We start from the raw sequence: 26,572 nt of genomic DNA, 5'->3' as shown, positions 1-26,572 counted from the left end.
GTCCTGCAAGGAGTGGCAATGAATGCATTCGAACAAACGCAGCGTCGCGGCGGCTGGCCGCTGCGCCTGCTCGGCGGCGCCTGCGCGCTGATCGGCGTGGTGCTGGCGGCCGGCGGCGCCTGGCTGCTGGCGCTGGGCGGGTCCTGGTACTACCTGGTCGCCGGCCTCGGTCTGGCGATTTCCGGCGTGCAGCTGTGGCGCGCGCGGCGCAGCGGCGCGTTGTGGTTCGCCGCGACCTTCCTGCTGTCCCTGCTGTGGGCGGCATGGGAGTCGGGCACCGATTATTGGCGCTGGGTGCCGCGCATGGGCCTGATGGTGTTCCTGGCGTTGTTGCTGGCGCTGCTGCTGCCGCGGCTGGACCGGCCGTTCTCGCGCACGCTGTCGCGCGCGCTCGCCGCGGTGCTGGCCCTGGTGTTCGTCGGCGCGTTCGCGCTGGCGTTCCTGCCGTACGGCGTGACCGAGGCCGACGGCACGCTGGCGCATGCGGCCGGGATGGCCGCGGCGCTGGCGACCCCGCGCGCCGGCGCGCAGCCGGCCGATGCGCCCGCCGATGCCGACTGGGCCGCCTACGGCCGCGACAACGCCGGCAGCCGCTACACGCCGTTGCGCCAGATCGCCCCGGGCAACGTGGCGCAACTGCGCACCGCCTGGACCTTCCGCACCGGCGACCTGCCGGACAAGCGCTGGGGCGCGGAGACCACGCCGCTGAAGATCGGCGACAGCCTGTATCTGTGCAGCGCACGCAACCAACTGATCGCCCTGGATGCGCGCAGCGGCCGGGAACGCTGGCGCTACGACCCCAAGGTGGCGGACAAGGCGATCCCGTACACCGCCGCCTGCCGCGGCGTCAGCTACTACGCGGTGCCCGATGGCCAGCCGACGGCGTCGGCCGCGTGCCGCCATCGCATCATCGAAGGCACCCTGGACGGGCGCCTGATCGCGGTCGATGCGGCCGACGGCAAGCCCTGCGAGGACTTCGGCCAACACGGCCAGGTCGACATCACCGTCGGCATGGGCGAGACGCCGCCGGGTTACGTGTCGATCAATTCGCCGCCGACCATCGTGCGCGGGGTGGTCGTGACCGGGCACCAGGTGCTGGATGGACAGAAGCGCTACGAGCCGTCCGGCGTGATCCAAGGCTTCGACGCGGTGACCGGTGCGCTGCGCTGGGCCTGGGACATGACCCATCCGGACTGGGCCGGCGCGCCGCCGCCGGGGCAGACCTGGACCCGCGGTACGCCCAATATGTGGACCAGCGCGGCCGGCGACGAACAACTCGGCTACGTGTACCTGCCGATGGGCAATTCCTCGGCCGATTACTGGAGCAGTTCGCGCACCCCGCAGGAAGACCGCTATGCGACCTCGCTGGTTGCGCTGGACGTCACCACCGGCAAGCCGGTGTGGAATTTCCAGACCACCCATATCGACGTGTGGGACTACGACCTGGGGTCGCAACCGACCCTGCTGGATTTCCCGCACGACGGCAAGAGCGTGCCGGCGGTGCTGCTGCCGAGCAAGCAGGGCGAGCTGTATGTGCTCGACCGGCGCACCGGTACACCCCTGGTCGGGGTCGAGGAACGCGCGGTGCCGGGCGGCGGCGTGGAACCGCAGCGCCGCGCCAAGACCCAGCCGTTCTCGCTGTACCACTCGCTGCGCAAGCGCGACCTGACCGAGCGCGACATGTGGGGCATGACCCCGATCGACCAATTGGTGTGCCGCATCCAGTTCCGCAGCGCCAGCTACAAGGGCATCTACACACCGCCGGAAGCCGACCGCCATTCGATCGAGTATCCCGGCTACAACGGCGGCTCGGACTGGGGCAGTGTGGCGGTGGACCCGCAGCGCGGGGTGGTCGTCGCCAACTACAACGACATGCCCAACTACAACCTGCTGGTGCCGCGCGCCAAGGCCGACAAGATGGGCTGGGCGCCGCGCGATCAGGTGCGCGGCGACAGCGGCGGCGCCGAGGGCGCGGGCGATCCGCAGGCGGGCACGCCGTACGCGATCAACGTCAACGCCGGCTGGCGGCTGCCGTTCACCGGGCTGCTGTGCAAGCAGCCGCCCTACGGCGGCATCCGCGCGATCGACCTGGCCAGCGGCAAGACGCTGTGGGACCGTCCGTTCGGCAGCGCGCGCGGCAACGGCCCGTTTGGCATCCACTCCGGCTTGCCGATCGAGATCGGCACGCCAAACAACGGCGGCGCCGTGGTCAGCGCCAGCGGCCTGATCTTCATCGCCGCGGCCACCGACGACATGATCCGCGCGATCGACCTGGCCAGCGGCAAGACCCTGTGGCAGGCCAAGCTGCCCGCCGGCGGCCAGGCCACGCCGATGGTGTACGCGGTCGACGGCCGCGAGTACCTGGTCATCGTCGCCGCGGGCCATCACTTCATGGAGACCAAGCGCGGCGACTACGTGATCGCCTACGCGCTGCCGCCGGCAAAGTGAGGCGGATTGTCGCTGCGAGGTCGCGATGCGGCTTCGCGGCGGCGGGACGGGTGGGCGCGGGAGGGGCGTCTTCGGTCGCTCTGCCTGCCGCCCAGCGAGCAGCGTTGCGTCGCGATGCGTCCGCGCGAGGCATGGGCGATTCGCGCCTTGTAGGTAGGAGTGGCTTCAGCCGCGACAGGTTTTCCCCGGGAACGCCTGTCGCGGCCGAAGCCGCTCCTGCGAGACACGCTAGTGCCGGCGGCGCAGCGCTACCGCGGAGGGGCAGGCATGGCAATTGACGCCTGCCCCCGCCATGTCACGCCTGCCAAACAGGGCGGCGCTTACTCCAACTGGTCACGCGCGAACGCCGCGTCCAGCGCCTCCATCGCATCGCGTGGCTTGAGCTTGGCGGCCTTCTCGAACGCCGCGGCGGCGTCCGCTTCGCGCTTGTCGCCATACAGCAACAGCAACACGTTGGCGTGTTCGATGTGGGCGATCGGCGCGTCCGGCACCAACTTCAGCGCCTGCTGGATGTGCTGTTCGGCGGTGGCGGCCTTGGCCCCGTAGGTCAGGCCGCCGATCATCGCGCCGACCTTGCCGATGATCTCGGCGTGGTACAGGGCCAGCGCCATGTGCGCCTCGGCATGCTTGGGCTCCAGCTCCAGCGCCGCTTCCAGTGATGCCCGTACCTTGCCAGCGATGCCTTGTTTGAGCGCCTTGACGATGCTCAGGCCCTGGCTGTAGCGGCCCAGCGCGAAGGCGTGGCGGTAGTGGCTGTTGGCCTCGTCCGGCAGTGCGGCGATCGCCGCCTCGGCCAGTGCCGCGGCCTGCTGCAGCCGCTGCAATTGCGTTTTTTCGTCGTCGACCAGATAGCCGGCGTGGATGCCGATCGCCTTGACCGCGACCGAGGCGCCGAACACGCCCAGTGCCTTGCCGCCCTCGTAGGCCTGCTGGAACTGCCCGTGGTGGAAGGCCCGCCAGGCCTCGATCAGCGCCGCCGACAGGGTCTGCGCATCGTGGCCCTTGCCGGCCTTGCCGGCGGCGTCCAGCAGCGCCTGCGCATGGGCCGGATCGGGGTAGGGCTCGCGGTCGCCGGCGTGCAACTTGGGCCAGGCCTTCTTCAGCGCATCGCCAGCGTAGGCGTAGCCCTTGGCGTCGTACGGAAACGGCGCCCACGCGCCCGATGTTGCAGCCATGCGGATCTCCCTGTGCGGCGCCGGGCCACGGCGTCCGCGCCGAGCATGGCGCGGGCGCCGGCGCGTGGCAAGGGTGGCGGCGGATAGTGTGTTTGCTCAAGCCGCCGGCGCCAGCATGGCGCGCATCGGGGCCACGTCGGCCCAGTTGGAGATCGTGCGATGGCGACCAAGAAGCGTTCCACCTCCGCGCTGCGGCCGGACCGGCTGAACCCGCGGCACCTGTGGCTGGCCGGGCTGGGCGTGGTCGCGCTGACCCGCAAGCGCGCGCTGGCCGCGGCGGCCGATGCCGCGCAGGGCGCGGCGACGCTGCGCGGGCAGGTGCAGCCGCTGAGCGCCGAGGTCGAGGCGCGCCTGCAACCGGTGCTGGTCAAGCTGGGGCTGCAGCCGCGCCCGCACCCGCGCAAGCGCGCGGCCACCGGCAAGCACGCCGCCAAGAAGCGCGTCGTCAAGAAGCCGGCCGGCAAACGCACGGCGAGCGCGGGCAGGGCACGCCGCACCGGCGCCTGACCTGGCGTGTGCCACGGCGCGCAGCGGCAGGCGCGCTCGGGCATACTCGGCCGCGTCGACCCGACCCGAGGCAACAGCGTCATGCAGATCCGGCCCGCCACGCGCGACGATGCTGCCGCCATGGTGGCGGTGCAGAACGCCATCTTCGCCGCCGGCCTGCGCAAGGCGCCGACCGACCTGGCGACGGTCTGCGCGACCTACCTGACGCATCCCGACCGCATCCAGTGCGTGCTGGCCGAGGACGCCGACGGTGCGGTCCTCGGCTTTCAGTCGCTGCGGATCGCCCGTCCCGGCAATGCCTACGACGTTGCCGACGGCTGGGGCATCATCGGCACCCACGTCGATCCGCGCGCCGCGCGCCGTGGCGTCGGCAGTGCACTGTTCCGGGCTACCTGTGCGGCGGCGCGCAACGCCGGGCTGACCCGGATCGACGCCAGCATCGCCGCCGACAATGCGCTCGGGCAGGCGTACTACGACGCCGTCGGCTTTCGTACCTATCGCGAGCCGCCAGGCCTGGTGTGCAAGGTCTACGTGCTCGACGGCGCCACGACCGACGGCTGAGCGCGGTTGCGCCACGTGCGTTTGCGCGCGGGGGCAGGGTGTCTCAATCCAGATAGGCGTCCATCAGCGCGGCCAGGTGCGCGCGTTCGATCTCGCGCAGGAACGGCGCGATCAGGCGCATCACCTGCACGATGCCGTGGCGGATCGCCACCTGCTCGTCCTTCTCACCGCGTGCGGCCGCGTAGTTGAGCCAGAACGTGGCCACCACCAGCGCATTGGTGGCCACGCCCTCCAGCTCCTGAGGACTGGCGCGCATCGCCCCGGTCTGCGCCAGCCCCTGGAACACCGCCTGCACGCTGGCGTCGGCGCGGCGCAGGATGCGCGCGAAGCGCAGGCGCAGGCGCCGGCTGCGGCTGAGGATCTCGACCAGGTCGCGGTACAGGAAGCGGTAGTCCCAGATGCACTCGAACACCAGGTGCAACTGCAGCCAGATGTCTTCCAGCCCGGGCAGGCGCGCGCTCGGCAACGCCAGCGCCGCGTCCATGCGCTCCTCGTAGCGCGCGAACAGGTGCTCGATGATGTCGTCCTTGTTGCGGAAGTGGTAGTACAGATTGCCGGGGCTGATCTCCAGCTCGTCGGCGATGTGGTTGGTGGTGACGTGCGGCTCGCCCTGTGCGTTGAACATCGCCAGGGCGGTCTCGAGGATGCGCCGCCGGGTGTCGCGGGCCATCAGGCCAGCAGCTTCTTCACCAGGTCCACGTACTTCTTCTGCGCGTCGGCCTGCGGCATGCCCTTGAGCTTGGCCCAGGCCTCGTACTTGGCGGTGCCGACAAAGTCGAAGAAGCCTGGCTTGGCGCCGCTCACGTCGCCCTCCGAGCCTTGCTTGTACAGCGCATACAGCCGCAACAGGGTGTCGTTGTCGGGGCGCTCGGCGCGCTGCTTGATGTCCTGGACCGCTTTCTCGAAGGCCGCCTTGCTGTCCGCCATGATCCCGCTCCGCCCTGACCGGCAGGCATCACAGCACGGGCGACCGGCCGGGTCAACGCGGGCCGCGGACGGCCATGCCGGCGGCCGTCGGTGCGGACACCGCCGTCACAGCATCGACAGTGCGTCGATCTGGTGGCTCTCGGCGATGCGTTCGTGCGCGTGCGCGGCCTGTTCCTGCGCGGCCTGCGCCTGCCGTGCCAGCGAGGCCTTGGCTGCGATCGACCGGATCGCATCGGTGACTTCGGCCAGCGGCACTTGCGTGCTGAGTCGTTGGAAGGTGTCGCGGCTGTTGTAGCCGGAGCCATCGCGCAGGTACTGCTCGTACATGGTCAGCAGTTCGGTGCAGGCCGCGGTCAGGGTTTCCATGTTGTTGCGGGCCAGCGCATGGCCGACCTGGTCGAGATTGTGCAGGCAGTCCGAGAGCCAGTGCAGGTCGTAGCGTGCGCTGGCCGGTTCCGGTCCGTTGTGGCCGCGGCTGTAGGCGCTGTAGCGGCGGATGCTGCGCGCCACCCGCGCGACGTGCGCGAGCAGGGTGCCGACTTCGTCGGCGATGTCGATCTGCGCCAGGGCGATGGTCGACGGCGGCGCGACCGGGGCCGGGGCGGGCGCCACCTTCGAGGTTGCGGTCGCAGGCGCATTGGTAGGCGCGGCGGTGGCGGACGCGGCCGCCGCGGGTGCCGCCTCGTATTCGTAGGTCGCGCGCAGGCGCTCGTGGTCCTGACGCAGCGTCTCCAGCTCCTGCGCGCTGGCGGCGGCCTGCGCCTTCAGCTGGCTCAGCGCCGCCTGATACCGCGCGATGGCCTCCTTCGCAGTCGCGTCGCGTCGATAGGCATGCCCCAGACGCTGGAACAAGCCATGCGCGAACGCGGTGGCAACGGCAGCCCACAGCGCCACGGCAGGAGTGAGGTAGATCAGGATGCCCATGCAGGCTCCTTGAAACGATGCATCCCTTGTCGGCGTGGCGCGGCCGATCTTGAGGGTGCATCGTCGGAGCGGTGACGCAGTTCCGGTTTGGCGCCTGGTGCACCCGGTCGCCGCCTCCGGGCGGCGGCCGGGTGCGGGCTCAGCGCAGGATGCCCGGCAGGTCCAGGTGCTTCTCGCGGGCGCACTCCAGGGCGATGGGGTAGCCGGCGTCGGCGTGCCGCATCACGCCGGTGGCCGGGTCGTTCCACAGCACGCGGGCGATGCGCTTGGCCGCCGCCTCGGTGCCGTCGCAGACGATGACCATGCCGGCATGCTGCGAGAACCCCATGCCGACGCCGCCGCCGTGGTGCAGCGACACCCAGGTGGCGCCGCTGGCGGTGTTGAGCAGGGCGTTGAGCAGCGGCCAGTCGGAGACCGCGTCCGAGCCATCGGCCATCGCTTCGGTCTCGCGGTTGGGCGAGGCGACGCTGCCGCTGTCCAGGTGGTCGCGGCCGATCACCACCGGCGCCTTCAGTTCGCCCTTGGCGACCATCTCGTTGAACGCCAGGCCCAGGCGATCGCGGTCGCCCAGGCCGACCCAGCAGATCCGCGCCGGCAGGCCCTGGAACTGGATCTTCTCGGCGGCCATGTCCAGCCAGCGATGCAGGTGCGGGTTGTCGGGAATCAGTTCCTTGACCTTGGCATCGGTCCTGGCGATGTCTTCCGGGTCGCCGCTCAGCGCCGCCCAGCGGAACGGGCCGACGCCGCGGCAGAACAGCGGGCGGATGTAGGCGGGGACGAAGCCCGGGAAGTCGAAGGCATTGGCTACACCTTCTTCCAGCGCCATCTGCCGCAGGTTGTTGCCGTAGTCCACGGTCGGCACGCCCAGGGCATGGAAGCCGAGCATGGCGCGGATGTGGTTGGCCATCGAAGCGCGCGCGGCCTGTTCCACCTCCTTGGGCGCGGAGACGCGCTTGGCGTCCCACTGCTCGACCGTCCAGCCCTGCGGCAGGTAGCCGTTGACCGGGTCGTGCGCGGAGGTCTGGTCGGTCAGCAGGTCCGGCTTGACCCCGCGCGCCAGCAGTTCGGCGAGCACGTCGGCGACGTTGCCGAGCAGGCCGACCGAGCGCGGCGTCTTCGCCGCGCAGGCGTCGGCGATCAGGCGCAGCGCCTCGTCCAGCGAATCGGTCCAGGTGTCCAGGTAGCCGGTGCGCAGGCGCATGTCGATGCTGCTCTTGCGGCATTCCACCGCCAGGCACGAGGCGCCGGCCATCACCGCGGCCAACGGCTGCGCGCCGCCCATGCCGCCGAGGCCGCCGGTGAACAGCCATTTGCCGCTCAGGTCGCCGCCGTAGTGCTGCCGGCCCATTTCCACGAAGGTCTCGTAGGTGCCCTGGACGATGCCCTGCGCGCCGATGTAGATCCAGCTGCCGGCGGTCATCTGGCCGTACATGGCCAGGCCTTTCTTGTCCAGTTCGTTGAAGTGGTCCCAGTTGGCCCAGCGCGGCACCAGGTTGGAGTTGGCGATCAGCACGCGCGGCGCATCGGCGTGGGTGCGGAACACGCCCACCGGCTTGCCCGACTGCACCAGCAGGGTCTGGTCGTCGTCCAGGCGCTTGAGCGTCTCGACGATGGCGTCGAAGCTCTCCCAGTCGCGTGCGGCGCGGCCGATGCCGCCGTACACCACCAGTTCCTGCGGGCGCTCGGCCACGTCCGGATGCAGGTTGTTCATCAGCATGCGCAACGGCGCTTCGGTCAGCCAGCTCTTGGCGGTGAGGGCGCTGCCGGTGGGCGCTTGGATGGTGCGGGTGGCGTCGAGGCGGGTCATGCGGGAATCCTCAGGTGGATGCGCGGAAGGCGGAACGCGATGCGCGCGCGTCAGTCGGCGGCGCGGGCGGATGCGGCGGGGCTGCGGGCGAAGTCGAGGCAGGCCTGCAGCACCTGCTGCAGCACCGCGCGCAGCGGCGCGGCGTGGTCGGGTTGCCAGGGCGAGGGCCAGTTGGCGGGGGCGACCGCCTCAGGCTCGTGCATGTAGCCGCGGCAGGCCAGCTCCATCTGGATCGCGTGCACGCCATCGGCCGGCGCACCGTGGTGGCGGGTGCTCCAGCCGCCCTTGAAGCGGCCGTTGCGCACCTGGCTGAAGCCGCTGCCGGCGCAGACGCGTTCGACCGCATCGGTCAGCGCCGCCGCGCAACTGGTCTCCACCGCACCGGAGGCGCCGGCGCTGCCGATGTTGAACTGCGGCAACTCGCCCTCGAACAGGTGCGGGATGCGCGAGCGGATCGAATGCGCGTCGTACACCACGATCGCCGGGTGCAGGGCGCGCAGGCGCGCGATCTCCGCCTCCAGCGCGGCGTGGTACGGCGCGAACCAGCGCGTGCGGCGCGCGTCGATCTCGGCCGCATCCGGCTCGGCGCCGGGCCGGTACAGCGGCTGCGCGTCGAAGGTGGTCAGCGGGCACAGCCCGGTGGTGTTCTGCCCGGGATACAGCGACACCCCGGCCGGATCGCGGTTGACGTCGATCACCGAGCGCGAGATCGCGGTGCGCACGGTGGTTGCGCCGAGTGTCCTGGCGAAGTCGTACAGCAGGTGCACCCACCAGTCGGCATCGCGCTGCGCCAGCCACGGCGAGACGAAGCGGTCGGTCAGCGCCTCCGGCAGCTCGGTGCCGGTATGCGGGAAGCTGAGAATCAGCGGCGCATCGCCGCGGTGCACAGTGAGCCAGTCGGGCAGGGATGTCATACGGCCTCGCGCGTTGTGCTTGTCGTAGGAGCGGCTTCAGCCGCGCGGGGCATTACCCGGTAACGCCCGTCGCGGCTAAAGCCGCTCCTACAAGGGTCTCATCAGATCAAGCACTCGCCTCGGGCAAGCGCATCCCCACCGCCGCGGCCAGCGCGCCGTCGCGCACCAGTGCGGTGGCGGCGAGCATGTCCGGGTGGAAGTAGCGGTCGTCCTGCAGTGCCGGTACACGGGTGCGCAGCAGCGCGCGCGCCGCTTCCAGTGCGGCGCTGGAGCGCAGCGGCGCGTGGAAATCGCAGCCCTGCGCGGCCGCCAGCAATTCGATGCCGACCACGTTGGCCGCGTTCTCGGCCATCGGCAGCAGCCGGCGCGCGCCGTGCGCGGCCATCGATACGTGGTCTTCCTGGTTGGCCGAGGTCGGGATCGAGTCGACGCTGGCCGGATAGGCGCGTTGCTTGTTCTCCGACACCAGCGCCGCGGCGGTGACCTGCGGAATCATGAAGCCGGAGTTGAGGCCGGGCTTGGGCGTCAGGAACGCCGGCAACCCGGACAGCGCCGGATCCACCAGCATGGCGACGCGGCGCTCGCTGATCGAGCCGATCTCGCACACCGCCAGCGCCAGCATGTCGGCGGCGAAGGCCACCGGCTCGGCATGGAAGTTGCCGCCCGACAGCGCTTCGCCGGTGTCGCTGAACACCAGCGGGTTGTCGGAGACGCCGTTGGCCTCGGTGGCCAGGGTGGTGGCCGCCTGGCGCATCACGTCCAGCGCCGCGCCCATCACCTGCGGCTGGCAGCGCAGGCAGTAGGGATCCTGCACCCGTACGTCGTTGTCGCGGTGCGAATCGCGGATCGCCGAGTCCTGCATCAAAGTGCGCAGCGCGGCGGCGGTGGCGATCTGCCCGGGCTGGCCGCGCAGCGTGTGGATGCGCGGATCGAACGGGGTGTCCGAGCCTTTCGCGGCCTCGGTGGACAGTGCGCCGGTGACCAGTGCGGCATGGAACACGCGCTCGATCTCGAACAGCCCGGCCAGCGCATAGGCGGTGGAGTACTGGGTGCCGTTGAGCAGCGCCAGGCCCTCCTTGGCGCCCAGCGTCAGCGGCTGCAGCCCGGCCTGGGCCAGCGCCTGTGCGGCCGGCAGGCGCGCGTCGCCGACGAAGGCCTCGCCGACGCCGAGCATCACCGTGGCCAAATGTGCCAGCGGTGCCAGGTCGCCGGAGGCGCCGACCGAGCCCTGGCACGGCACCACCGGGATCACCTCGTGCTGCAGCAGGGCCTCCAGCAGCGCCAGCGTCTGCGGCCGCACGCCGGAAGCGCCCTGGGCCAGGCTGGCCAGCTTCAGCGCCATCATCAGCCGCACCACGGGCACCGGCATCGGCGCCCCGACCCCGGCCGCATGCGACAGCACGATGTTGCGCTGCAGGGCTTCCAGGTCCTCGCGCTCGATGCGCACGCTGGCCAGCTTGCCGAAGCCGGTGTTGATGCCGTACACCGGCGCGCCGCTGGCCACGATCGCCTCCACGGTCTGCGCGCTGCGCAGCACCGCGTCGGCGCAGGCCGGGTCCAGGCGCACGCCGGTGCCGCGGTACACGGCGCGCCACTGCGCCAGGCTCACCGCGCCCGGGCGCAGCAGGATCTCGTTGTCGCTCATTGTCCTCTCCAGATACGCGCATGCAGCGGGTTGAAGCCCATGCGATAGACCAATTCGGCCGGTTCGGCGATGTCCCAGATCGCCAGGTCGCAGGCCAGCCCGGCGCGCAGTCGCCCGACCCGGTCCTGGCGCCCGAGCGCGCGTGCCGCCTCGCGGGTGAAGCCGGCGATGCATTCGGCCACGGTCAGCCGGAACAGCGTCGCCGCCAGGTTCATCGCCAGCAGCGGGCTGGTCAGCGGCGAGGTGCCGGGATTGCAGTCGGTGGCCAGCGCGCGCGGCACGCCGGCGGCACGCAGCGCGGCGATCGGCGGCAGCTGGGTATCGCGAGTGAAATAGAACGCGCCCGGCAACAGCACCGCGACGGTGCCGGCGGCGGCCATCGCGGCGACGCCGGCGTCGTCCAGATATTCGACATGGTCGGCCGAGCGCGCGCCGTAGCGCGCCGCCAGTGCCGCGCCGCCCTGGTTGGACAACTGCTCGGCGTGGATCTTCAGCGCCAGGCCATGGCGTTGCGCGGCCTGGAACACCTGCTCGGTCTGCGCCGGGGTGAACGCCAGGTGCTCGCAGAACACGTCCACCGCCTCGGCCAGGCCCTGCGCGGCGACCGCTGGGATCATGTGCGCGCAGACGTCGTCGATGTAGGCCTGCGCCTCGCCGCCGGGCGGCACCGCGTGCGCGCCGAGAAAGGTCGGCGACACCTCCACCGTGCGCAGTTCGCCCAGGCGGCGGGCCACGCGCAGCAGGCGCAGTTCGTCCTCCAGCGTGAGGCCGTAGCCGGACTTGATCTCCACCGTGGTCACGCCTTCGGCCAGCAGTGCATCCAGCCGCGGCAGGCTGGCGGCGAGCAGGGCGTCCTCGTCGGCGGCGCGGGTGGCGCGCACCGTGGAGACGATGCCGCCGCCGGCGCGGGCGATGTCGGCGTAGCTGGCGCCGAGCAGGCGCTGCTCGAACTCGCCGGCGCGGTTGCCAGCATAGACCAGGTGGGTGTGGCAATCGATCAGGCCAGGACCGATCCAGCGTCCGCCGCAGTCGATGCTGCGTTGCGCCGATAGCGGGCCGGGCAACTGCGCGGCGGCGCCGGCATAGACGATGCGGCCATCGCGGCACGCGACCACGCCGTCGTGGACCACGCCCAAGCCGCCGTCCTCGGCGTCCAGCGTCATCAGGTGCGCGTTGTGCCAGAGCGTGTCGCAGGGCATGGTCACGGGCAGGCTCGTCGGTTATTTTGTATATACAATATTGTGGTCGATGGAGGGTGTCCAGTGCAGACCCAGGTGCAGCAGCAGGCCAGTGGCCACGCGGGATCGGGCGAATTCTGGTGCGCGCACGCGCTGCTGCCGCAGGGCTGGGCGCGCGACGTGCGCATCGGCGTGCGCGGCGGCCGCATCGCCACGGTGGACAGCGGCGGGGCCGCGGCACCGGGCGATCAGCGCCTGGACATCGTGGTGCCGGGGCTGGGCAATCTGCACAGCCACGCCTTCCAGCGCGGCATGGCCGGGCTCACCGAGATCGGCGGACGCAGCGGCGACAGCTTCTGGAGCTGGCGCGAGCTGATGTACCGCTTCCTGCAGCGGCTGAGCCCGGACGATCTGCAGGCCATCGCCGAGCAGGCCTACGTCGAGATGCTCGAGGCTGGCTTCACCCGGGTCGGCGAGTTCCATTACGTGCATCACGCCGCCGACGGCCGGCCCTATGCCGATCGCGCCGAGATGGCGCAGCGCTTGGCCGCCGCGGCGCAGACCAGCGGCATCGGCCTGACCCTGCTGCCGGTGTTCTACGCGCACGCCGACTTCGGTGGCGCCGCGCCGAACCCGGCGCAGCAGCGCCTGCTGCACGACGTCGACGGTTTCGCCGCGCTGCTGGACGGCAGCCGCCGCGCCCTGCAGGGGCTGGACGATGCGGTGCTGGGGCTGGCCCCGCACAGCCTGCGGGCGGTCACCCCGGACGAATTGGCGGCGCTGCTGCCGCTGTGCGACGGCCCGGTGCACATCCATATCGCCGAGCAGACCCGCGAAGTCGACGCCTGCCTGGCCTGGAGTGGGCAGCGCCCGGTGCAATGGCTGCTGGCGCACGCGCCGGTGGATGCGCGCTGGTGCCTGGTCCACGCCACCCACGTCGACGCCGCCGAGGTGCAGGGCATCGCCGCCAGCGGCGCCGTGGTCGGGCTGTGCCCGATCACCGAGGCCAACCTCGGCGACGGCCTGTTCCCGATGCCGGCGTTTGTGCGCGCCGGCGGCCGCTTCGGCGTGGGATCGGACTCCAATGTGCTGATCGATGCGGCCGAGGAACTGCGCCTGCTCGAATATGGCCAGCGCCTGAGCCTGCGCGGGCGCAACGTGCTGACCGGCGACACCGCGCTGTCCAGCGGCCGCTTCCTGTTCCAGTCCGCCGCGCAGGGCGCGGCGCAGGCGCTCGGCGTGGCCCAGGGCCTGTGCGTGGGCGCCCCGGCCGATCTGGTCGAACTGGACGCCGCGCATCCGGCACTGCAGGCGCGCCACGGCGACGCCTGGCTGGACAGCTGGCTGTTCGCTGCACGCGGCGGCGCGGTGCGTTCGGTCTGGCGCCACGGCCGCGAACTGGTGCGCGAGGGCCGCCACCTGCAGCGCGACGCCGTCGCCGCGCGCTATGCGCGTGCGTTGACCCGGCTGCTGGACGCATGAGGCGCGCGGATCACGTGGTGGCGTGCACCGATCGCCGCAGCGCGGAGTGCCCGTGAGTCCCGCCGCACCGACGCTGCCGCTCAACCAGCGCATCCGCCGCGACATCGAGGCGCGCATCCGCAGCGGCGAGTGGCCGCCGGGCCATCGCATTCCGTTCGAGCACGAACTGATGGCGCAGTACGGCTGCTCGCGCATGACCGTCAACAAGGTGCTGGCGCTGCTCGCCGACGTCGGCATGATCGAGCGCCGGCGCCGCGCCGGCTCGTTCGTGGCGCGGCCGCATCCGCACATGGAACAGGTCGCGCTGGAGATCCCGGACATCCCGGTCGAGGTCGCCGCGCGCGGCCATGCCTACCGCTTCGAACTGCTGGAACGGCAGCAGCGCGCGCCGCGCGCGGCGTTGCCGCAGGAGGCCGAGGTCGCCGCGGGCGGCAGCCTGCTGGCGCTGCAGTGCCGGCACTATGCCGACGGCCGCCCGTTCGCGCTGGAGGAGCGGGTGATCAACCCGGTGGCGGTGCCCGAGGCCCTGCAGATGGACTTCGCGGTGACCGTGCCCGGCAGCTGGCTGCTGCAGCACGTGCCGTGGACCCGCGCCGAGCACCGCATCAGCGCGGTCGGCGCCAGCGCCGCGCAGGCGGCGCGCCTGCAGGTGCCGGCCGGCACCGCCTGCCTGCTGATCGACCGCCGCACCTGGCGCGGCGAGCAGGCGGTGACCTTCGTGCGCCAGGTGTTTCTCGGCGATACCTACGACCTGGTCGCACGGTTCTCGCCCGGCGCGCGCTGAGCCTGGCGCGCACGGCGACTAGGCAACTCACGTACGTCGGGAAGCATCGCATAGGAGCGGCTTCAGCCGCGACGAAAGTGTCCATGGAAGGCCGTTGTGGCCGACGCCGCTCTTCAGGCCGCGGCACGACGCGCGACGAGCACAGGTGATGAGGCGCCCGCAGCGGCCTCTGCGCTACGCGATGCTGCGATGCCGCACATTCGCCATACGCCAGCGTGCGTTTGTCCTGCCTGCCGCACTCTGGCAAGTTAGCGCCGGGGCCGGGCGAGGGGCCGTGGCCGCGGAACGAGGGATGGTTCGGCATGACGTATTTCGTGACAGGCGCCACCGGTTTCATCGGCCGCTACCTGATGGCCAAGCTGATGCGGCGCAAGGGCGTCGTGCATGTGCTGCTGCGCAAGGAGTCGCAGCGCAAGTTCGATGCGCTGGTGCGCGAGCAGGGCTGGGATCCCAAGCGCCTGGTGGTGCTGCACGGCGACGTCGGCGCTGCGTACTGCGGGCTGTCGGCGGCGCAGCGCGAGGCGCTGCACGGCAAGGTCAAGCATTTCTTCCACCTGGCCGCGCTGTACGACCTCACCGCCAAGGCCGAGGAACAGCGCGTCGCCAACCTCGACGGCACCCGCAACGCGCTGGAACTGGCCGCGCAACTCGGCGCCGGCATTTTCCACCACACCAGTTCGATCGCAGTGGCCGGGCTGTACCCGGGCATCTTCCGCGAGGACATGTTCGAGGAAGCCGAGGGGCTGGACGATCCCTACCTGCGCACCAAGCACGACGCCGAGGCGCTGGTGCGCGCCGAGACCCGGATCAAGTGGCGCATCTACCGCCCGGCGATGGTGGTGGGCGATTCGCGTACCGGCGCCATCGACAAGATCGACGGCCCGTACTATTTCTTCCCGCTGATCAAGAAGCTGCGCCAGCTGCTGCCGCCGTGGGCGCCGATGCTCGGCATCGAGGGCGGACGGATCAACCTGGTGCCGGTGGACTTCGTCGCCGACGCGATGGACCACATCGCGCACAAGCCCAAGCTCGACGGCCACACCTTCCACCTCACCGACCCCGAGCCGCTGCGCGTGGGCGAGGTGCTCAACGTGTTCTGCCGCGCCGGCCACGCGCCGGAAATGACCTTGCGGGTGGACGCGCGCATGTTCGCGTTCGTGCCCTCGAGCATCCGCGCCGCGGTCGGCAGCCTGCCGCCGATCCGCCGCTTCACCGGCATGCTGTTGCGCGATTTCCGCATCCCGCGCGAGGTGCTGAAGTTCATCACCTATCCCACGCGCTTCGACAGCCGCGAGACCGAGCGCGCGCTCAAGGGCAGCGGCATCGCCGTGCCGCGGCTGGAAGACTATGCCTGGCGCCTGTGGGACCACTGGGAACGGCACCTGGACCCGGACCTGTTCGTCGACCGTTCGCTCAAGGGCAAGGTCCGCGGCAAGGTGGTGCTGATCACCGGCGGTTCCTCCGGCATCGGCCTGGCCACCGCGCAGCGCGTCGCCGAGGCCGGCGCCATCACCGTCATCGTGGCCCGCGGCGAGCAGGAACTGCACGCCGCGCGCGACGCGATGAACGCCAAGGGCGGCAAGGTCTTCGCCTATACCGCCGACCTGTCGGATCTGGCCGACTGCGACCGCCTGCTGAAGACCGTGCTGGAGGCGCACGGCCACGTCGACGTGCTGATCAACAACGCCGGCCGCTCGATCCGCCGCTCGATCGAACTGAGCTACGACCGCTTCCACGATTTCGAGCGGACCATGCAGTTGAACTACTTCGGCAGCCTGCGCCTGATCATGGGCGTGCTGCCGGGCATGACTGCGCGGCGCAAGGGCCACATCATCAACGTCAGTTCGATCGGCGTGCTGGCCAACTCGCCGCGCTTCTCCGCCTACGTCGCCTCCAAGGCGGCGCTGGACGCCTGGAGCCGCTGCGCGCAGGGCGAACTGTCGGGCAAGGGCATCAGCTTCACCACGGTCAACATGCCGCTGGTGAAGACGCCGATGATCGCCCCGACCAAGATGTACGACAGCGTCCCGACGCTGAGCGTGGACGAGGCCGCCGACCTGATGGTCAAGGCGATCATCGAACGCCCCAGCCGCGTGGCCACGCGCCTGGGCATCTTCGCCGCCCTGGTCAACGCCGTGGCGCCGAAGGCCTACGAAGTGGTGATGAACACCGCCTTCGAACTGTTCCCGGACTCGGCCGCGGCCAAGGGCGACCGCAAGGCGCTACGCGAGACCAAGCCGAGCCAGGAGCAGATCGCGTTTGCTGCGCTGATGCGGGGGGTGCATTGGTAGGAGCCGGGAATCGGGAATGGGGAGTGGGGAATCGGAAAGGCGCTGGCCGCACGCGGCGCTGCTCCTTTCTCGTCAGACAGGTCCGCCTGCGTGCATGTTCATTGCGCGCCGATGGCCGGCTCTACCGATTCCCCATTCTCCACTCACTATTCCCAGCCTAAAACGTCCTACATTGCCGCCAGCGCACCGGCTCCGCGCGGCCGGGCCGGGGGTTGAGCTGGATGCGCACGGTACGCAGGGACGGGTAGCGCTCCACTTCCTTGCAGATGCGCGGCCACACCTGGGCGTCGTCGCCGCTGCGGTCGACCACCAGGGTCATCTGCGTCTGCCAGATGCCGCGGATCACGCCTGGGGTGCCGGCCAGGGCCTTGGAGAGTGCCTGGCGGTTGCGCTGTTCGGTGGCGGGGTCTGGGTCGGCGAGATTGCCGGCGTCGTCGAGCGTCGGCTGGGGCTGCGCGGCGGGCGTGGCCGTCGGTGTGGCCGCGGCCTGCGTGGGGGCGGCAGCAACGGCAGGCGTAGGCGGAGCCGCCGACACCGGGGTGGCCACCGCGGCCGGCGGCTCGGCGGGCTGCTGCAGCGCCATCGCGCCGACGCCGACCACCACGCCCAGGGCCAGCGATGCCAGGCCGGCGATGGCGATGTGGCGCTGCGCCCGGCGCCGGCTGGCGCCGATCACGCCGTCTTCCAGTTCGCTGGGCAGGTAGGGCTTGAGCATCGGCCAGATGCGGCGGCCGTCGAGGATTTCGACCGCCTGCTTCTCCGCGGCGGCGATGCCGTCGCGCTGCACCTTGCCCTCGGTGATCAGGACGCCGCCCTGTGCGCCCATCAGCCGCGCCGCCGCGCCCAGTTCGTTGACCGCGGCCGAGCCGATCCGATACGCCCGGCCGTGCTTGCACGACAGCAGCCAGCGTGCGTCGCCGCGGGTCATCACAAAGTCGCTTTGCGGTTCCTGGCTCGCGTGCTCGTCGACGGTCGCATCCTGCAGATCGCGCTGCTCGCGCATCGCGCGCCGCACCATGTAGGAGAAATCGCGCCAGTGCAGGCCGGCCAGTGCATGCAGCCCGGCCATGGTCTCGTTTTCGCGGCGCCGCACCAGCCACAGGTACAGGCTGGCCGCCAGCCATGCCGCGACTGCCAAGAGCGCTGCCGCTATCCAGGAAAACATGCTCGCACCCGCACACGCGCCGTAAAGAAGTCAGTGTATCGCCAGCGTGTCACGGCGCCGGCAAGGCGACAGCGGTGGAAGGCGGACAAAAAAGACCCGCCAGTCCGAAGCCGAGAGGGGAGGGGAGCAAACGGTCTTCTGATGGACTGGCGGGTCCGTTTCGATTGTCTGGAAAAACGTGCTGCTTTGCAACAATCCGGTTACTCGGCCGGGGTCGGCACCGCATTGCGCTTGCGGCTGGCGCGCTTGGGCGCGCTCGCGCTCCTGGCAGGCGCGACCTTGGCGACCACCGGGCCGGCGCGTCGGCGCGCCGGTGCCGCGCGCTTGGCGGTGCCGGGCTGCGCTGCGGCGGCCTTCTTGGCGGTCTTCTTCGCTGCCGGCGCCTTGCCCGACGCTTGCGGCCCACGGCCGCCACGCAGATGGCGCAGTTCGCCATTGAGCGCGTCCACGCGTTCGATCAGCGCGCCCAGGTCTTCGCGGCTGGGCACTTCCAGGCGGCGCAGGGCGCGCTGCACGCGGTCCTCGAATACCTTCTCCAGGCGGTCCCAGGTGTCGGCGGCGCGCTCGCGGGCCTGGCCGACCCGGTTCTCCACCGCATCGCGCACCGCGTCGACGCCGCCGCCGGCCAGCTTGCGCGTGCTCTGCTCCAGGTTCAGCCCTTCCTTCACCAGGGTCTCGAACAGCTTGCCGCCTTCGGCCTGGGCGCGGCCGAAGGCGCCGACGCCGGCCAGCCAGACCTGCTGTGCCGATTCGCCCAGGCGCTTGGACAGCTTCTCCGCCTGCGCCTGCAGGGTGTCGTCGGCAGGGGCGGTGCTGCGCTTCTTGCGCGCGGATTTCTTCAGAGTGGCCATGACGGTGCGGTTCCTTCGGCGGGTGAGTGGCGGAGATCGAGACTCGGGAGGTTGCTTAGAGTAATCACACCAGCATGCGCGTGGCGTACGCGGACGACACCGTTGGTCGGCGCGGCCTTCGCTACGCCGGTGGCGAACGGCGGGTGCGGCGCGTGGCGCGGCGGCCGGCGATGACCTGGTCGACGTCGTCCAGCGCACGCCGCAGGCGCGCGGTGGTCTCGGTCATGCGCCGCGGCTGCACGTCCACGCCGTCGAGGAAGGTGCGGTTGCGGTCGTTGAGGATCTGGTGGCGCAGCGCGATGCCGTGCGCGGCCAGCAGCGGCTCCAGCGTCTGCGCGTTGCGGCGCAGGTCCGACAGGGTGTTGCGGTAGGCGAGTTGGCAGACGCGGTGGCGCGCGGCGTAGCTGAAGAGATTGGTGAAGAACAGCTCGCCATTGTCGGCGTTGGGCTCGAACACCAACTGGTCCACCTGCGGGTACTGCCGCGCATACTTCTCCAGCCCCACCTGCATGCGCGACTGCAGCAGGGTGCGGAAGGTCTGCGACAGCACCGCCGGCAGGCCACCGGCGAGCAAGCGCGCGCGGTCGACGCGGCCGTTGCGGCGCGGCGCGTGGGTGGCGTCGTAGGGCACCAGCGGGTTGATCCCGATCATCAGGTCGATGCCGCGCTCCAGCAGGGTGGAGGCGTGCATGGTGCGGCGCAGCGCGCCGTCCACGTAATGGCGGCCGTCGATCTGCACCGGCGGGTACAGCCCCGGCAGTGCCGCGCTGGCCTGGATCGCCAGCGAGATCGGAACGTGGTCCATGCCCGGCTCGCCGAAGCGCACCGTGCCGCCGCTGTCCAGATCCACCGCGACCACGAACAGGTTGGTGCCCAGCTCGCGGAAATCGTTGCTGCGGCCGCGGCGGCTGAACACGTCCTGCAGGAAGCGCTCGACCCCGGCGTTGTCGAACAGGCCGCTGGGCACCAGTCCGCCGAAGCGGGTGATCAGGTCCGACCAGCGGGTCTTGCGCGGTTCGGTGAGCAGGTCGTGCCACCAGCCGTAGGCCAGCCGCGGCAGGGTCGCGGCGCGGCGCAGGTATTCGTAGACGTTGGGCCGCAGGAAGTCTTCCGGGCGGAAGTGCGCATCGTCGCTGTTGCCGGTGACGAAGATCCGGCAGATCTCGGCGCTGCTGACCCGGTTGGCCAGGCCGGCGGTGAGGAAGGCGCCGGAACTGACCCCGACGTAGCAATCCAGGCGGGTCAGGTCCAGGCCGTCGAGTGCCTCGTCCAGCGCACGCAGCGCACCCAGGCCGTACATGCCGCCGATCGGGCCGCCGCCGGCGATGGCCAGGCCGATGCGGCCGTTGGAATGGGGACGAGGCGAGGCGCTGTGGAGGGAAAGCATGCGCGGTCCGCAGGAGGCAGTGGCGCGAGTGTAGCCGAGCGCCGTGACGCTTGCGGTCGTGCCGGCCTGCGACCATCATCGGCGGCCATGGCGCGCAGCAATCCCGTCCTGGAACGACTCGGCCGCCGCCTGGCGTGGCACCAGGCGCTGCACGATCCCGCGCGCGAACCGCGCAATGCGCTGCGCTGGCTGCAGGAACTGCGGCGCTGGCAATCGGAACGGCTGGAGCGCAGCTTCGAGCATTTCCTGGAGGATCCGCAGCGGCGCCCGGCGGCGATGTTCTTCCTCACCGATGTCTATGGCGACCGCGACTTCAGCCGCCGCGACGCCGATATCGTCAAGGTGCTGCCGATGATGCAGCGGCTGATGCCGGCCTCGCTGCTGGAGACCGTGGCCGACGGCATCGGCCTGGGCGCACTGACCCACGCCCTGGATCTGCGCATGGCCGAGGCGCTGCAGGCCCTGGCGCCGCGGCGCAAACGCCTGGACGAGGCGCTGTATGCCGAGGCCTATCGGCAGACCGGGCTGCCGCGCCTGCGCCAGCGCCAGATCGATCTGATCGCCCGCGTCGGCCTGGGCCTGGCCAGCGCGGTGCACACGCCCGGCGTGCGCATGCTGCTGCGCTTCGCCCGCGGCCCGGCCAAGGCGGCGGGGCTGTCGGAGTTGCAGGGGTTTCTGGAACGCGGCTTCGACGCGTTCTCCAAGCTGGGCGATGCCGAGGGGTTCATCGGCGATATCGAGACCACCGAGCGCGCCGTGTCGCGGCGATTGTTTGCGGGCGACCCGGATCCGTTCGCGTTGGAGTGACCGGGCGGTCGGACTCTCACCCCAACCCCTCTCCCGAGGAGAAATGGGCAAGCGCTTTTCCTTCTCCCACCGGGAGAAGGTGCCCCGAAGGGGCGGATGAGGGTACGGCGGCGCGTGTTCCAAGCTCAGCGAGTCGCTGCGCGCCGCACCCTCACCCCAACCCCTCTCCCGGCGGGAGAGGGGCTAGCGCTTTTCCTTCTCCGACCAGAAGAAGGTGCCCCGCAGGGGCGGATGAGGGTACGGGCAGCACGTGTTCCAACCTCGGCGAGTCGCTTCGCGCCGCACCCTCACCCCAATCCCTCTCCCGGCGGGAGAGGGGCTCGATCCACTTAGCCCAGCTTTTCCGACAGCACCCGGCGAATCTCGCTTTCCACCGTGCCCTTCATCGCCGACAGCAGAAAACCCAGTTCGGCGGTGACATGCACCTGCTTGGGCAGCAGTTCGATGCGTCCGTCCACGCCCGAGCGCGAGAACAGCAAGGAATCGCCATCCCAATGCGATTCCAGATCGAAACGCTCGGCCAGTTTCTTGGCGGCGGTTTCGATGGCCTTGCGGGCCTGCGCGGGGGTCTTGGTGTGGTCGTGGCGGATGTCGATGCTGGACATGCTGGCTCCTGTGCGGGCGGGTGCCCACGTGAACGATCAGGCATTGTGCGTATGCGCGGTGCATTGTCCAGCACGCGCGCTTCTGCGCACGCAGGCAACCTGCTAGGCTGCCCGCCGTGCACGATCTGCAACTCCATTTCAGCAACCGCCAACATCCCGACCGGCCCCTGCGCGCGGGCGTGCATCGCATCGTGCGGCTGGCCTCCGGCCAGGTCAGCGTGGTCGACGACACCCAGGGCGCGTTGCTGCTGGCGCAGTTCTGCCTGGACCGGCGTGGCCTGTGGCTGCAGGTCGCCAACGGCAGCCGTGGGATCCACGTCAACGGCCGCCCGGTGCGGCGCATGGCCCTGTTGCGCGCCGGCGACGCGATCTACGCCGACGGCGTGGAGATGGTGGTGCAGGGCAAGTGCGAGCCGCTGCACCGGCTGCCCGAGGTCAGCGAGGCCGAGCACGACGATCCGCGGCTGGTGCTGCGCGGCGTCGGCGGTCCGCACCATGGCCGCAGTTTCACCGTTGACCGGGTGCGCAGCATCGGCCGCCTGCGCGAGTGCGATATCCGCATCGACGATCCGGCCTGCGCCGAGCAGCATGCGCGCCTGGAACGGCATGGAGAGCGGGTGCTGCTGCGCGGCTTCGGCGATGCGCAGACCCAGGTCAACGGCATCGCCGTGCGCAGCTGCTGGCTGCAGCCCGGCGACCAGGTGGTGTTCGATGCCCAGCACCGGTTCGTTCTGGAAGTGCCGCAGGTGGTCGGCGCCGAGCCGCTGCGCGACGACCCGGCACTGGCCGCGTTGGCGCTGACGCCGGCGGCGGTGGCGCCGCGTCCGGCCACCGCGCGGCGCTGGCCGTGGCTGTTGCTCAGCGCCCTGCTGCTGGCCGCCGCGCTCAGCGGCCTGCTGTGGTTCGGCGCGCGCTGAGCGCCCGCCAGCCGCGCCAGCCCAGCAGCACCGCCAGGATCGCCGCGTACAGCAGCGGCTCGCGGATGTCCGACTTCACCAGCCACCAGAAGTGCAGCACCGCGAGCACGCCGATCGCGTAGATCGTCTTGTGCAGCTTGCCCCAGTTGCGTTTGAGCCGGCGCATCCAGCCCTGGGTGGAGGTGATCGCCAGCGGCACCAGCAGCAGCCAGGCGAGGAAGCCCACGGTGATGTAGGGGCGTTTGACGATCTCCTCGAAGATCTGCGTCCAGTAGCCGCGCAGGTCCAGCCCCAGGTAGGCCGCCAGATGCACGGTCGCGTAGAAGAACGCATACAGCCCGAGCATGCGCCGGAAGCGCAGCAGCACCGGTTGCCCGGTCAAATGCCGCAGCGGCGTGATCGCCAGGGTCAACAGCAACAGCCGCAGCGCCCACAGCCCGGTGCGGTGCTCGACCTCGGCCACCGGATCGGCGCCGAGCGCAGCGCTGCCGGTCTGCCACACCTGCCAGAACTGCCAGCCCAGATACGCCATCGGCGCCAGCGCCAGCGCATGCACCACCGCCTTGGCAGCGATCAGCGACGCAGATGTCTTAGCCATGCAACCTCAATACCTCAGCAAACCCGATGACAAACGCGGGCGCGTAGGCCCCACGCACGCAGCGACCGCTGCGCGAATCCCCACTCCCGAATCCCCACTCCCGGCTCAATACCATTTCTTCAGATCCATCCCCGCATACAGCGACGCCACCTGGTCGGCATAGCCGTTGAACGGGCGGGTGGGGATGCGTTCGGCGAACAGCTTGCTGGCCTTGCCGGCGATGCGCCGCTCGGTCTTCTGGCTCCAGCGCGGGTGGTCCACCGCCGGATTGACGTTGGAGAAGAAGCCGTACTCGGACGGCTGCAGCTCGTGCCAGGCGGTCTCCGGCATGCGCTCGACGAAGCGGATCTCGACGATCGACTTGATGCTCTTGAAGCCGTACTTCCACGGCACCACCAGCCGCAGCGGCGCGCCGTTCTGCTGCGGCAGCGGCTTGCCGTACAGGCCGGTGGCGAGCAGGGTCAGCGGATGCATGGCCTCGTCGATGCGCAGGCCTTCCTTGTACGGCCAGTCGATCGAGCTGTAGCGGATGCCGGGCATCTGCTGCGGATCGGCCAGGGTGGTGAAGGCGACATACTTGGCCTTGGAGGTCGGCGCGAAGCGCTTGAGTACATCGCCCAGCGGCACGCCCAGCCACGGGATCACCATCGACCAGCCTTCCACGCAGCGCAGGCGGTAGATCCGCTCCTCGGGCGTGTGGCCCTTGAGCAGGTCGTCCAGCGACAGCGTGCCGGGCTTCTCGCACTCGCCGGACACCTTCACCGACCACGGCGAGGTGCGCAGGGTCTTGGCCGCCTTGGACGGATCGGTCTTGTCGGTGCCGAACTCGTAGAAGTTGTTGTAGCTGGTCACGTCCTCGTAGCGGGTCAGCTCCTCGTTGGTGCGAAACCCGCTGCGCGCCTGCTCCGGGGTCACCACGGTCTTGGGCGGGGCCGGCGGCTCGGCATCGGCGCAGCCGACCAAGCCGGCCACCGGGGTCAGCGCCAGGACCTGCAGCAGGCGCCGCCGGTCGCGGTAGACCGCCTCGTCGGTGATCTCGCGGCTGGGGACGGAGAGGGCATCGCGCAACGACATGGCGGACTCCTGGAGCGAAGGGGGCGAGCAGTGGCGGGAACTTCAACACAGACTACGCATGCACAGGGCGAATGGATGCAAATGCAACCTAAATTGCCCGGGCCGCAAGCTGTTGCGCTGCGGCATACTAGGGGTCCTGTCCGATAGGTGCCCCATGACGCGCGCGTTCAATTTCAGTGCCGGCCCCGCTGCCTTGCCGGAATCGGTCCTGCGCCAGGCGCAGGCGGAGATGTTGGAGTGGAACGGCGTGGGCGCCTCGATCGTGGAGCTGAGCCACCGCGGCGCCGAGTTCATGGAGGTGGCGGCACAGGCCGACGCCGACCTGCGCCGGCTGATCGGCATTCCCGACGACTACGCGGTGCTGTTCCTGGCCGGTGGCGCCACTACCCAGCAGGCGCTGCTGGCGTTGAACTTCGCCGCGCCCGGGCAGACCGTGGACTACGTGGTGACCGGGCACTGGGGCAAGACCGCGATCAAGCAGGTCGGGCCCTACGTCGACGTGCACGTGGCCGCCAGCAGCGAGGCCGGCGGCTTCCGCGACATCCCGCCGCGCGCCGACTGGCAGTTGCGCGAGGATGCCGCCTACGTGCACATCACCGCCAACGAGACCATCCACGGCGTGGAGTTCCGCGACACGCCCGACGTCGGCGCGGTGCCGCTGTTCGCCGATTTCAGCTCCAGCATCGCCTCCGAGCCGATCGACGTGTCCAAGTACGCACTGATCTATGCGGGCGCGCAGAAGAACCTCGGCCCGGTCGGCGTCACGGTGGTGATCATCCGCCGCGACCTGCTCGAACGTGCCGGCCAGCCGCGCGCGGACATCTTCGACTACCGCTCGCACGTGGCGCGCGACTCCATGCTCAACACCCCGCCGACCTGGAACTGGTACTTGGCCGGGCTGGTGTTCAAGTGGATGCTGGCCGAGGGCGGGGTGGAGGCGTTCGCCGCGCGCAATCAGGCCAAGTCGGCGCTGGTGTACGCGGCGATCGACGCCTCCGGCGGCTTCTACCGCAACGAGGTCGTCGCGTCGGTGCGCTCGCGGATGAACATTCCGTTCTTCCTGCCCGACGAGACGCTGACCGCGCGTTTCGTCGCCGAATCCAAGGCGGCCGGCCTGCTGGCGCTGAAGGGCCACAAGGCGGTCGGCGGCATCCGCGCGTCGCTGTACAACGCCATGCCCCTGGCCGGCGCGCAGGCACTGGTCGCGTTCATGCGCGACTTCCAGCAGCGCCACGGCTGAGTCGCCGATTTTTGTAGGAGCGGCGTCAGCCGCGACCGGATCGCGCCGGCGATCCGGACCACCGAGGAACCCCGATCCATGGCCGCAAAGCCGAAGAAATCCCCCGCCGCCGACGCCACGCCGGCCAAGTCCGCGAAATCCGCGAAATCTGCCGCCACGCCGGCCCTGGCCGACGTGCGCGCCAAGATCGACGAGATCGACCGCACCATCCAGGCGCTGATCGCCGAGCGCGCGCAGTTCGCGCACCAGGTCGGCAAGGCCAAGGGCAAGCTCGCCGCGGCGGTGGACTACTACCGCCCCGAGCGCGAGGCACAGGTGCTGCGCATGGTGGTGGACCGCAACCAGGGCCCGCTCAGCGACGAAGTGCTGGTGCACGTGTTCCGCGAGATCATGTCCGCGTGCCTGGCGCAGCAGGAGCCGCTGAAGATCGGCTACCTGGGTCCGGAAGGCACCTTCAGCCAGCAGGCGGTGCTCAAGCACTTCGGCCGCTCGGCGGTGGGCCTGCCGATGGCCACCATCGAGGAAGTGTTCCAGGAAGTGGAAAGCGGCAACGCCGACTTCGGCGTGGTGCCGGTGGAGAACTCGGGGCAGGGCACGATCCAGGTCACCCTGGACATGTTCCTCACCTCCAACCTGAAGATCTGCGGCGAGACCGAGCTGCGCGTGCACCAGTTCCTGCTCTCGCGCAGCGGGCGGCTCGACGCGATCGAGCGGATCTACGCGCACCCGCAGTCGTTCGCCCAGACTGCCGGCTGGCTGCGCGCGAACCTGCCCAAGGTGGAGAAGATTCCGGTCTCCAGCAACGCCGAGGGCGCGCGCCGCGCGCGCAACGCCGACGATGCGGCGGCGATCGGCGGGGAGAGCGCGGCGCACGTGTATGCGCTGAAGAAGGTCATCATGAAGTCGATCGAGGACGACGCGGACAACACCACCCGCTTCCTGGTGATCGGGCGGCAGATCTTCCCGCCGTCGGGGCACGATCGCACGTCGGTGCTGGTGTTCATCCACGACAAGCCGGGTGCGTTGTTTGATGTGCTCAGTCCGTTCGCGCGGCATGGGATCAGCATGAACCGGATCGAGTCGCGGCCATCGCATCAGGCGAAGTGGGAATATGGGTTCTTCATCGATCTGGCGGGGCATGTGGAGGATGAGGCGATGAAGTTGGCGTTGGCGGAGTTGAAGGCGCATTCGGCGCAGATCAAGGTGTTGGGGTCGTATCCGGTGGCGGTGCCGTGAGGTGGTTGCGCGGTTGCTTCGGCTCTGACCGAGGCGAGGCGCTTTGGTC

General features: G+C 70.4%; 24 protein-coding genes. 10 read left to right on the top strand and 14 right to left on the bottom strand.

Annotation, left to right across the window (positions count from 1 at the left end):
• The first annotated feature begins 18 nt into the window (after positions 1-18).
• Entirely contained in the window at positions 19-2,448 is a 2,430-nt protein-coding gene (locus tag M3U25_RS06835) for a membrane-bound PQQ-dependent dehydrogenase, glucose/quinate/shikimate family (RefSeq protein ID WP_355497060.1), read from the top strand.
• A gap of 320 nt (positions 2,449-2,768) precedes the next feature.
• Here M3U25_RS06835 and M3U25_RS06830 read toward each other — a convergent pair whose 3' ends face one another.
• Complete coding sequence (locus M3U25_RS06830; RefSeq protein WP_355497063.1) at positions 2,769-3,623, bottom strand: hypothetical protein; 855 nt, start codon at positions 3,621-3,623, stop codon at positions 2,769-2,771.
• A 159-nt stretch (positions 3,624-3,782) separates the two neighbouring features.
• Between M3U25_RS06830 and M3U25_RS06825 the strand changes: the two genes are divergently transcribed.
• Both M3U25_RS06825 and M3U25_RS06820 read left to right on the top strand, forming a co-directional pair.
• Positions 3,783-4,130 (top strand): hypothetical protein, encoded by a 348-nt coding sequence (locus M3U25_RS06825; RefSeq protein WP_355497066.1) that lies wholly within the window; start codon positions 3,783-3,785, stop codon positions 4,128-4,130.
• An 81-nt stretch (positions 4,131-4,211) separates the two neighbouring features.
• A complete protein-coding gene (locus M3U25_RS06820) occupies positions 4,212-4,691 on the top strand; it encodes a GNAT family N-acetyltransferase (RefSeq protein ID WP_355497068.1) in 480 nt (159 codons plus the stop codon).
• A 43-nt stretch (positions 4,692-4,734) separates the two neighbouring features.
• On the opposite strand, the gene M3U25_RS06815 is transcribed toward M3U25_RS06820, so the two are convergent.
• The 7 genes from M3U25_RS06815 to hutI all read right to left on the bottom strand — a co-directional run bounded on the left by M3U25_RS06815 (position 4,735) and on the right by hutI (position 12,107).
• On the bottom strand, positions 4,735-5,361 hold the full coding sequence (locus tag M3U25_RS06815) for a TetR/AcrR family transcriptional regulator (RefSeq protein ID WP_160947862.1): 627 nt from the start codon (positions 5,359-5,361) through the stop codon (positions 4,735-4,737).
• Positions 5,361-5,618: an acyl-CoA-binding protein gene (locus M3U25_RS06810; protein WP_010342548.1), complete on the bottom strand. Its 258-nt coding sequence runs from the start codon at positions 5,616-5,618 to the stop codon at positions 5,361-5,363. Before M3U25_RS06810 ends, M3U25_RS06815 begins: the two co-directional genes overlap by 1 nt.
• A 105-nt stretch (positions 5,619-5,723) precedes the next feature.
• Positions 5,724-6,542, bottom strand: coding sequence for a hypothetical protein (locus M3U25_RS06805; protein ID WP_355497073.1), 819 nt, complete (start codon positions 6,540-6,542; stop codon positions 5,724-5,726).
• 139 nt (positions 6,543-6,681) lie between these two features.
• The gene (gene hutU, locus M3U25_RS06800; RefSeq protein ID WP_355497076.1) at positions 6,682-8,349 is read right to left on the bottom strand and encodes a urocanate hydratase; all 1,668 of its coding nucleotides are present in this window, start codon (positions 8,347-8,349) and stop codon (positions 6,682-6,684) included.
• 50 nt (positions 8,350-8,399) lie between these two features.
• A complete protein-coding gene (gene hutG, locus M3U25_RS06795; RefSeq protein ID WP_355497079.1) occupies positions 8,400-9,263 on the bottom strand; it encodes an N-formylglutamate deformylase in 864 nt (287 codons plus the stop codon).
• Between the two features lie 106 nt (positions 9,264-9,369).
• Positions 9,370-10,908 (bottom strand): histidine ammonia-lyase, encoded by a 1,539-nt coding sequence (gene hutH, locus M3U25_RS06790; protein ID WP_355497082.1) that lies wholly within the window; start codon positions 10,906-10,908, stop codon positions 9,370-9,372.
• The gene (gene hutI / locus M3U25_RS06785) at positions 10,905-12,107 is read right to left on the bottom strand and encodes an imidazolonepropionase (protein WP_355497731.1); all 1,203 of its coding nucleotides are present in this window, start codon (positions 12,105-12,107) and stop codon (positions 10,905-10,907) included. The genes hutH and hutI overlap by 4 nt, the downstream gene beginning before the upstream one ends.
• 63 nt (positions 12,108-12,170) lie before the next feature.
• Here hutI and M3U25_RS06780 point away from each other — a divergent pair, with 63 nt between their 5' ends.
• The 3 genes from M3U25_RS06780 to M3U25_RS06770 all read left to right on the top strand — a co-directional run bounded on the left by M3U25_RS06780 (position 12,171) and on the right by M3U25_RS06770 (position 16,643).
• Complete coding sequence (locus M3U25_RS06780) at positions 12,171-13,568, top strand: formimidoylglutamate deiminase (protein WP_355497085.1); 1,398 nt, start codon at positions 12,171-12,173, stop codon at positions 13,566-13,568.
• A gap of 52 nt (positions 13,569-13,620) precedes the next feature.
• Positions 13,621-14,352: a histidine utilization repressor gene (hutC, locus tag M3U25_RS06775; RefSeq protein ID WP_355497088.1), complete on the top strand. Its 732-nt coding sequence runs from the start codon at positions 13,621-13,623 to the stop codon at positions 14,350-14,352.
• Positions 14,353-14,654: 302 nt separating this feature from the next.
• The gene (locus tag M3U25_RS06770) at positions 14,655-16,643 is read left to right on the top strand and encodes an SDR family oxidoreductase (protein WP_355497090.1); all 1,989 of its coding nucleotides are present in this window, start codon (positions 14,655-14,657) and stop codon (positions 16,641-16,643) included.
• A gap of 157 nt (positions 16,644-16,800) precedes the next feature.
• On the opposite strand, the gene M3U25_RS06765 is transcribed toward M3U25_RS06770, so the two are convergent.
• The 3 genes from M3U25_RS06765 to M3U25_RS06755 all read right to left on the bottom strand — a co-directional run bounded on the left by M3U25_RS06765 (position 16,801) and on the right by M3U25_RS06755 (position 20,046).
• A complete protein-coding gene (locus tag M3U25_RS06765) occupies positions 16,801-17,781 on the bottom strand; it encodes a restriction endonuclease (RefSeq protein WP_355497094.1) in 981 nt (326 codons plus the stop codon).
• Positions 17,782-18,008: 227 nt separating this feature from the next.
• Positions 18,009-18,659 (bottom strand): phasin family protein, encoded by a 651-nt coding sequence (locus tag M3U25_RS06760; RefSeq protein ID WP_355497097.1) that lies wholly within the window; start codon positions 18,657-18,659, stop codon positions 18,009-18,011.
• A 121-nt stretch (positions 18,660-18,780) separates the two neighbouring features.
• A complete protein-coding gene (locus M3U25_RS06755; protein WP_160947853.1) occupies positions 18,781-20,046 on the bottom strand; it encodes a patatin-like phospholipase family protein in 1,266 nt (421 codons plus the stop codon).
• Between the two features lie 87 nt (positions 20,047-20,133).
• Between M3U25_RS06755 and M3U25_RS06750 the strand changes: the two genes are divergently transcribed.
• Positions 20,134-20,853, top strand: coding sequence for an exocyst complex component Sec6 family protein (locus tag M3U25_RS06750; RefSeq protein ID WP_242083144.1), 720 nt, complete (start codon positions 20,134-20,136; stop codon positions 20,851-20,853).
• 329 nt (positions 20,854-21,182) lie between these two features.
• Here M3U25_RS06750 and M3U25_RS06745 read toward each other — a convergent pair whose 3' ends face one another.
• Positions 21,183-21,458 (bottom strand): polyhydroxyalkanoic acid system family protein, encoded by a 276-nt coding sequence (locus M3U25_RS06745; RefSeq protein ID WP_160947851.1) that lies wholly within the window; start codon positions 21,456-21,458, stop codon positions 21,183-21,185.
• 116 nt (positions 21,459-21,574) lie between these two features.
• On the opposite strand from M3U25_RS06745, the gene M3U25_RS06740 reads away from it, so the two are divergent.
• Positions 21,575-22,375, top strand: coding sequence for an FHA domain-containing protein (locus tag M3U25_RS06740; RefSeq protein ID WP_160947850.1), 801 nt, complete (start codon positions 21,575-21,577; stop codon positions 22,373-22,375).
• Here M3U25_RS06740 and msrQ read toward each other — a convergent pair.
• Together msrQ and msrP are read right to left on the bottom strand one after the other, a co-directional pair.
• On the bottom strand, positions 22,344-22,973 hold the full coding sequence (gene msrQ, locus M3U25_RS06735) for a protein-methionine-sulfoxide reductase heme-binding subunit MsrQ (RefSeq protein ID WP_355497104.1): 630 nt from the start codon (positions 22,971-22,973) through the stop codon (positions 22,344-22,346). The genes M3U25_RS06740 and msrQ overlap by 32 nt on opposite strands.
• A 105-nt stretch (positions 22,974-23,078) precedes the next feature.
• Positions 23,079-24,047 (bottom strand): protein-methionine-sulfoxide reductase catalytic subunit MsrP, encoded by a 969-nt coding sequence (msrP, locus tag M3U25_RS06730; protein WP_160947848.1) that lies wholly within the window; start codon positions 24,045-24,047, stop codon positions 23,079-23,081.
• Between the two features lie 154 nt (positions 24,048-24,201).
• Here msrP and serC point away from each other — a divergent pair, with 154 nt between their 5' ends.
• Complete coding sequence (gene serC, locus M3U25_RS06725; RefSeq protein ID WP_355497109.1) at positions 24,202-25,287, top strand: 3-phosphoserine/phosphohydroxythreonine transaminase; 1,086 nt, start codon at positions 24,202-24,204, stop codon at positions 25,285-25,287.
• A gap of 78 nt (positions 25,288-25,365) precedes the next feature.
• A complete protein-coding gene (gene pheA / locus M3U25_RS06720; protein ID WP_160947846.1) occupies positions 25,366-26,523 on the top strand; it encodes a prephenate dehydratase in 1,158 nt (385 codons plus the stop codon).
• The last annotated feature ends 49 nt before the right edge of the window (positions 26,524-26,572 follow it).

Origin of the sequence: Xanthomonas sp. PPL134 (assembly GCF_040595915.1) — a bacterium.
GTDB lineage: Bacteria > Pseudomonadota > Gammaproteobacteria > Xanthomonadales > Xanthomonadaceae > Xanthomonas_A > Xanthomonas_A indica.
This window is presented reverse-complemented; position numbering and strand designations above follow the sequence as displayed.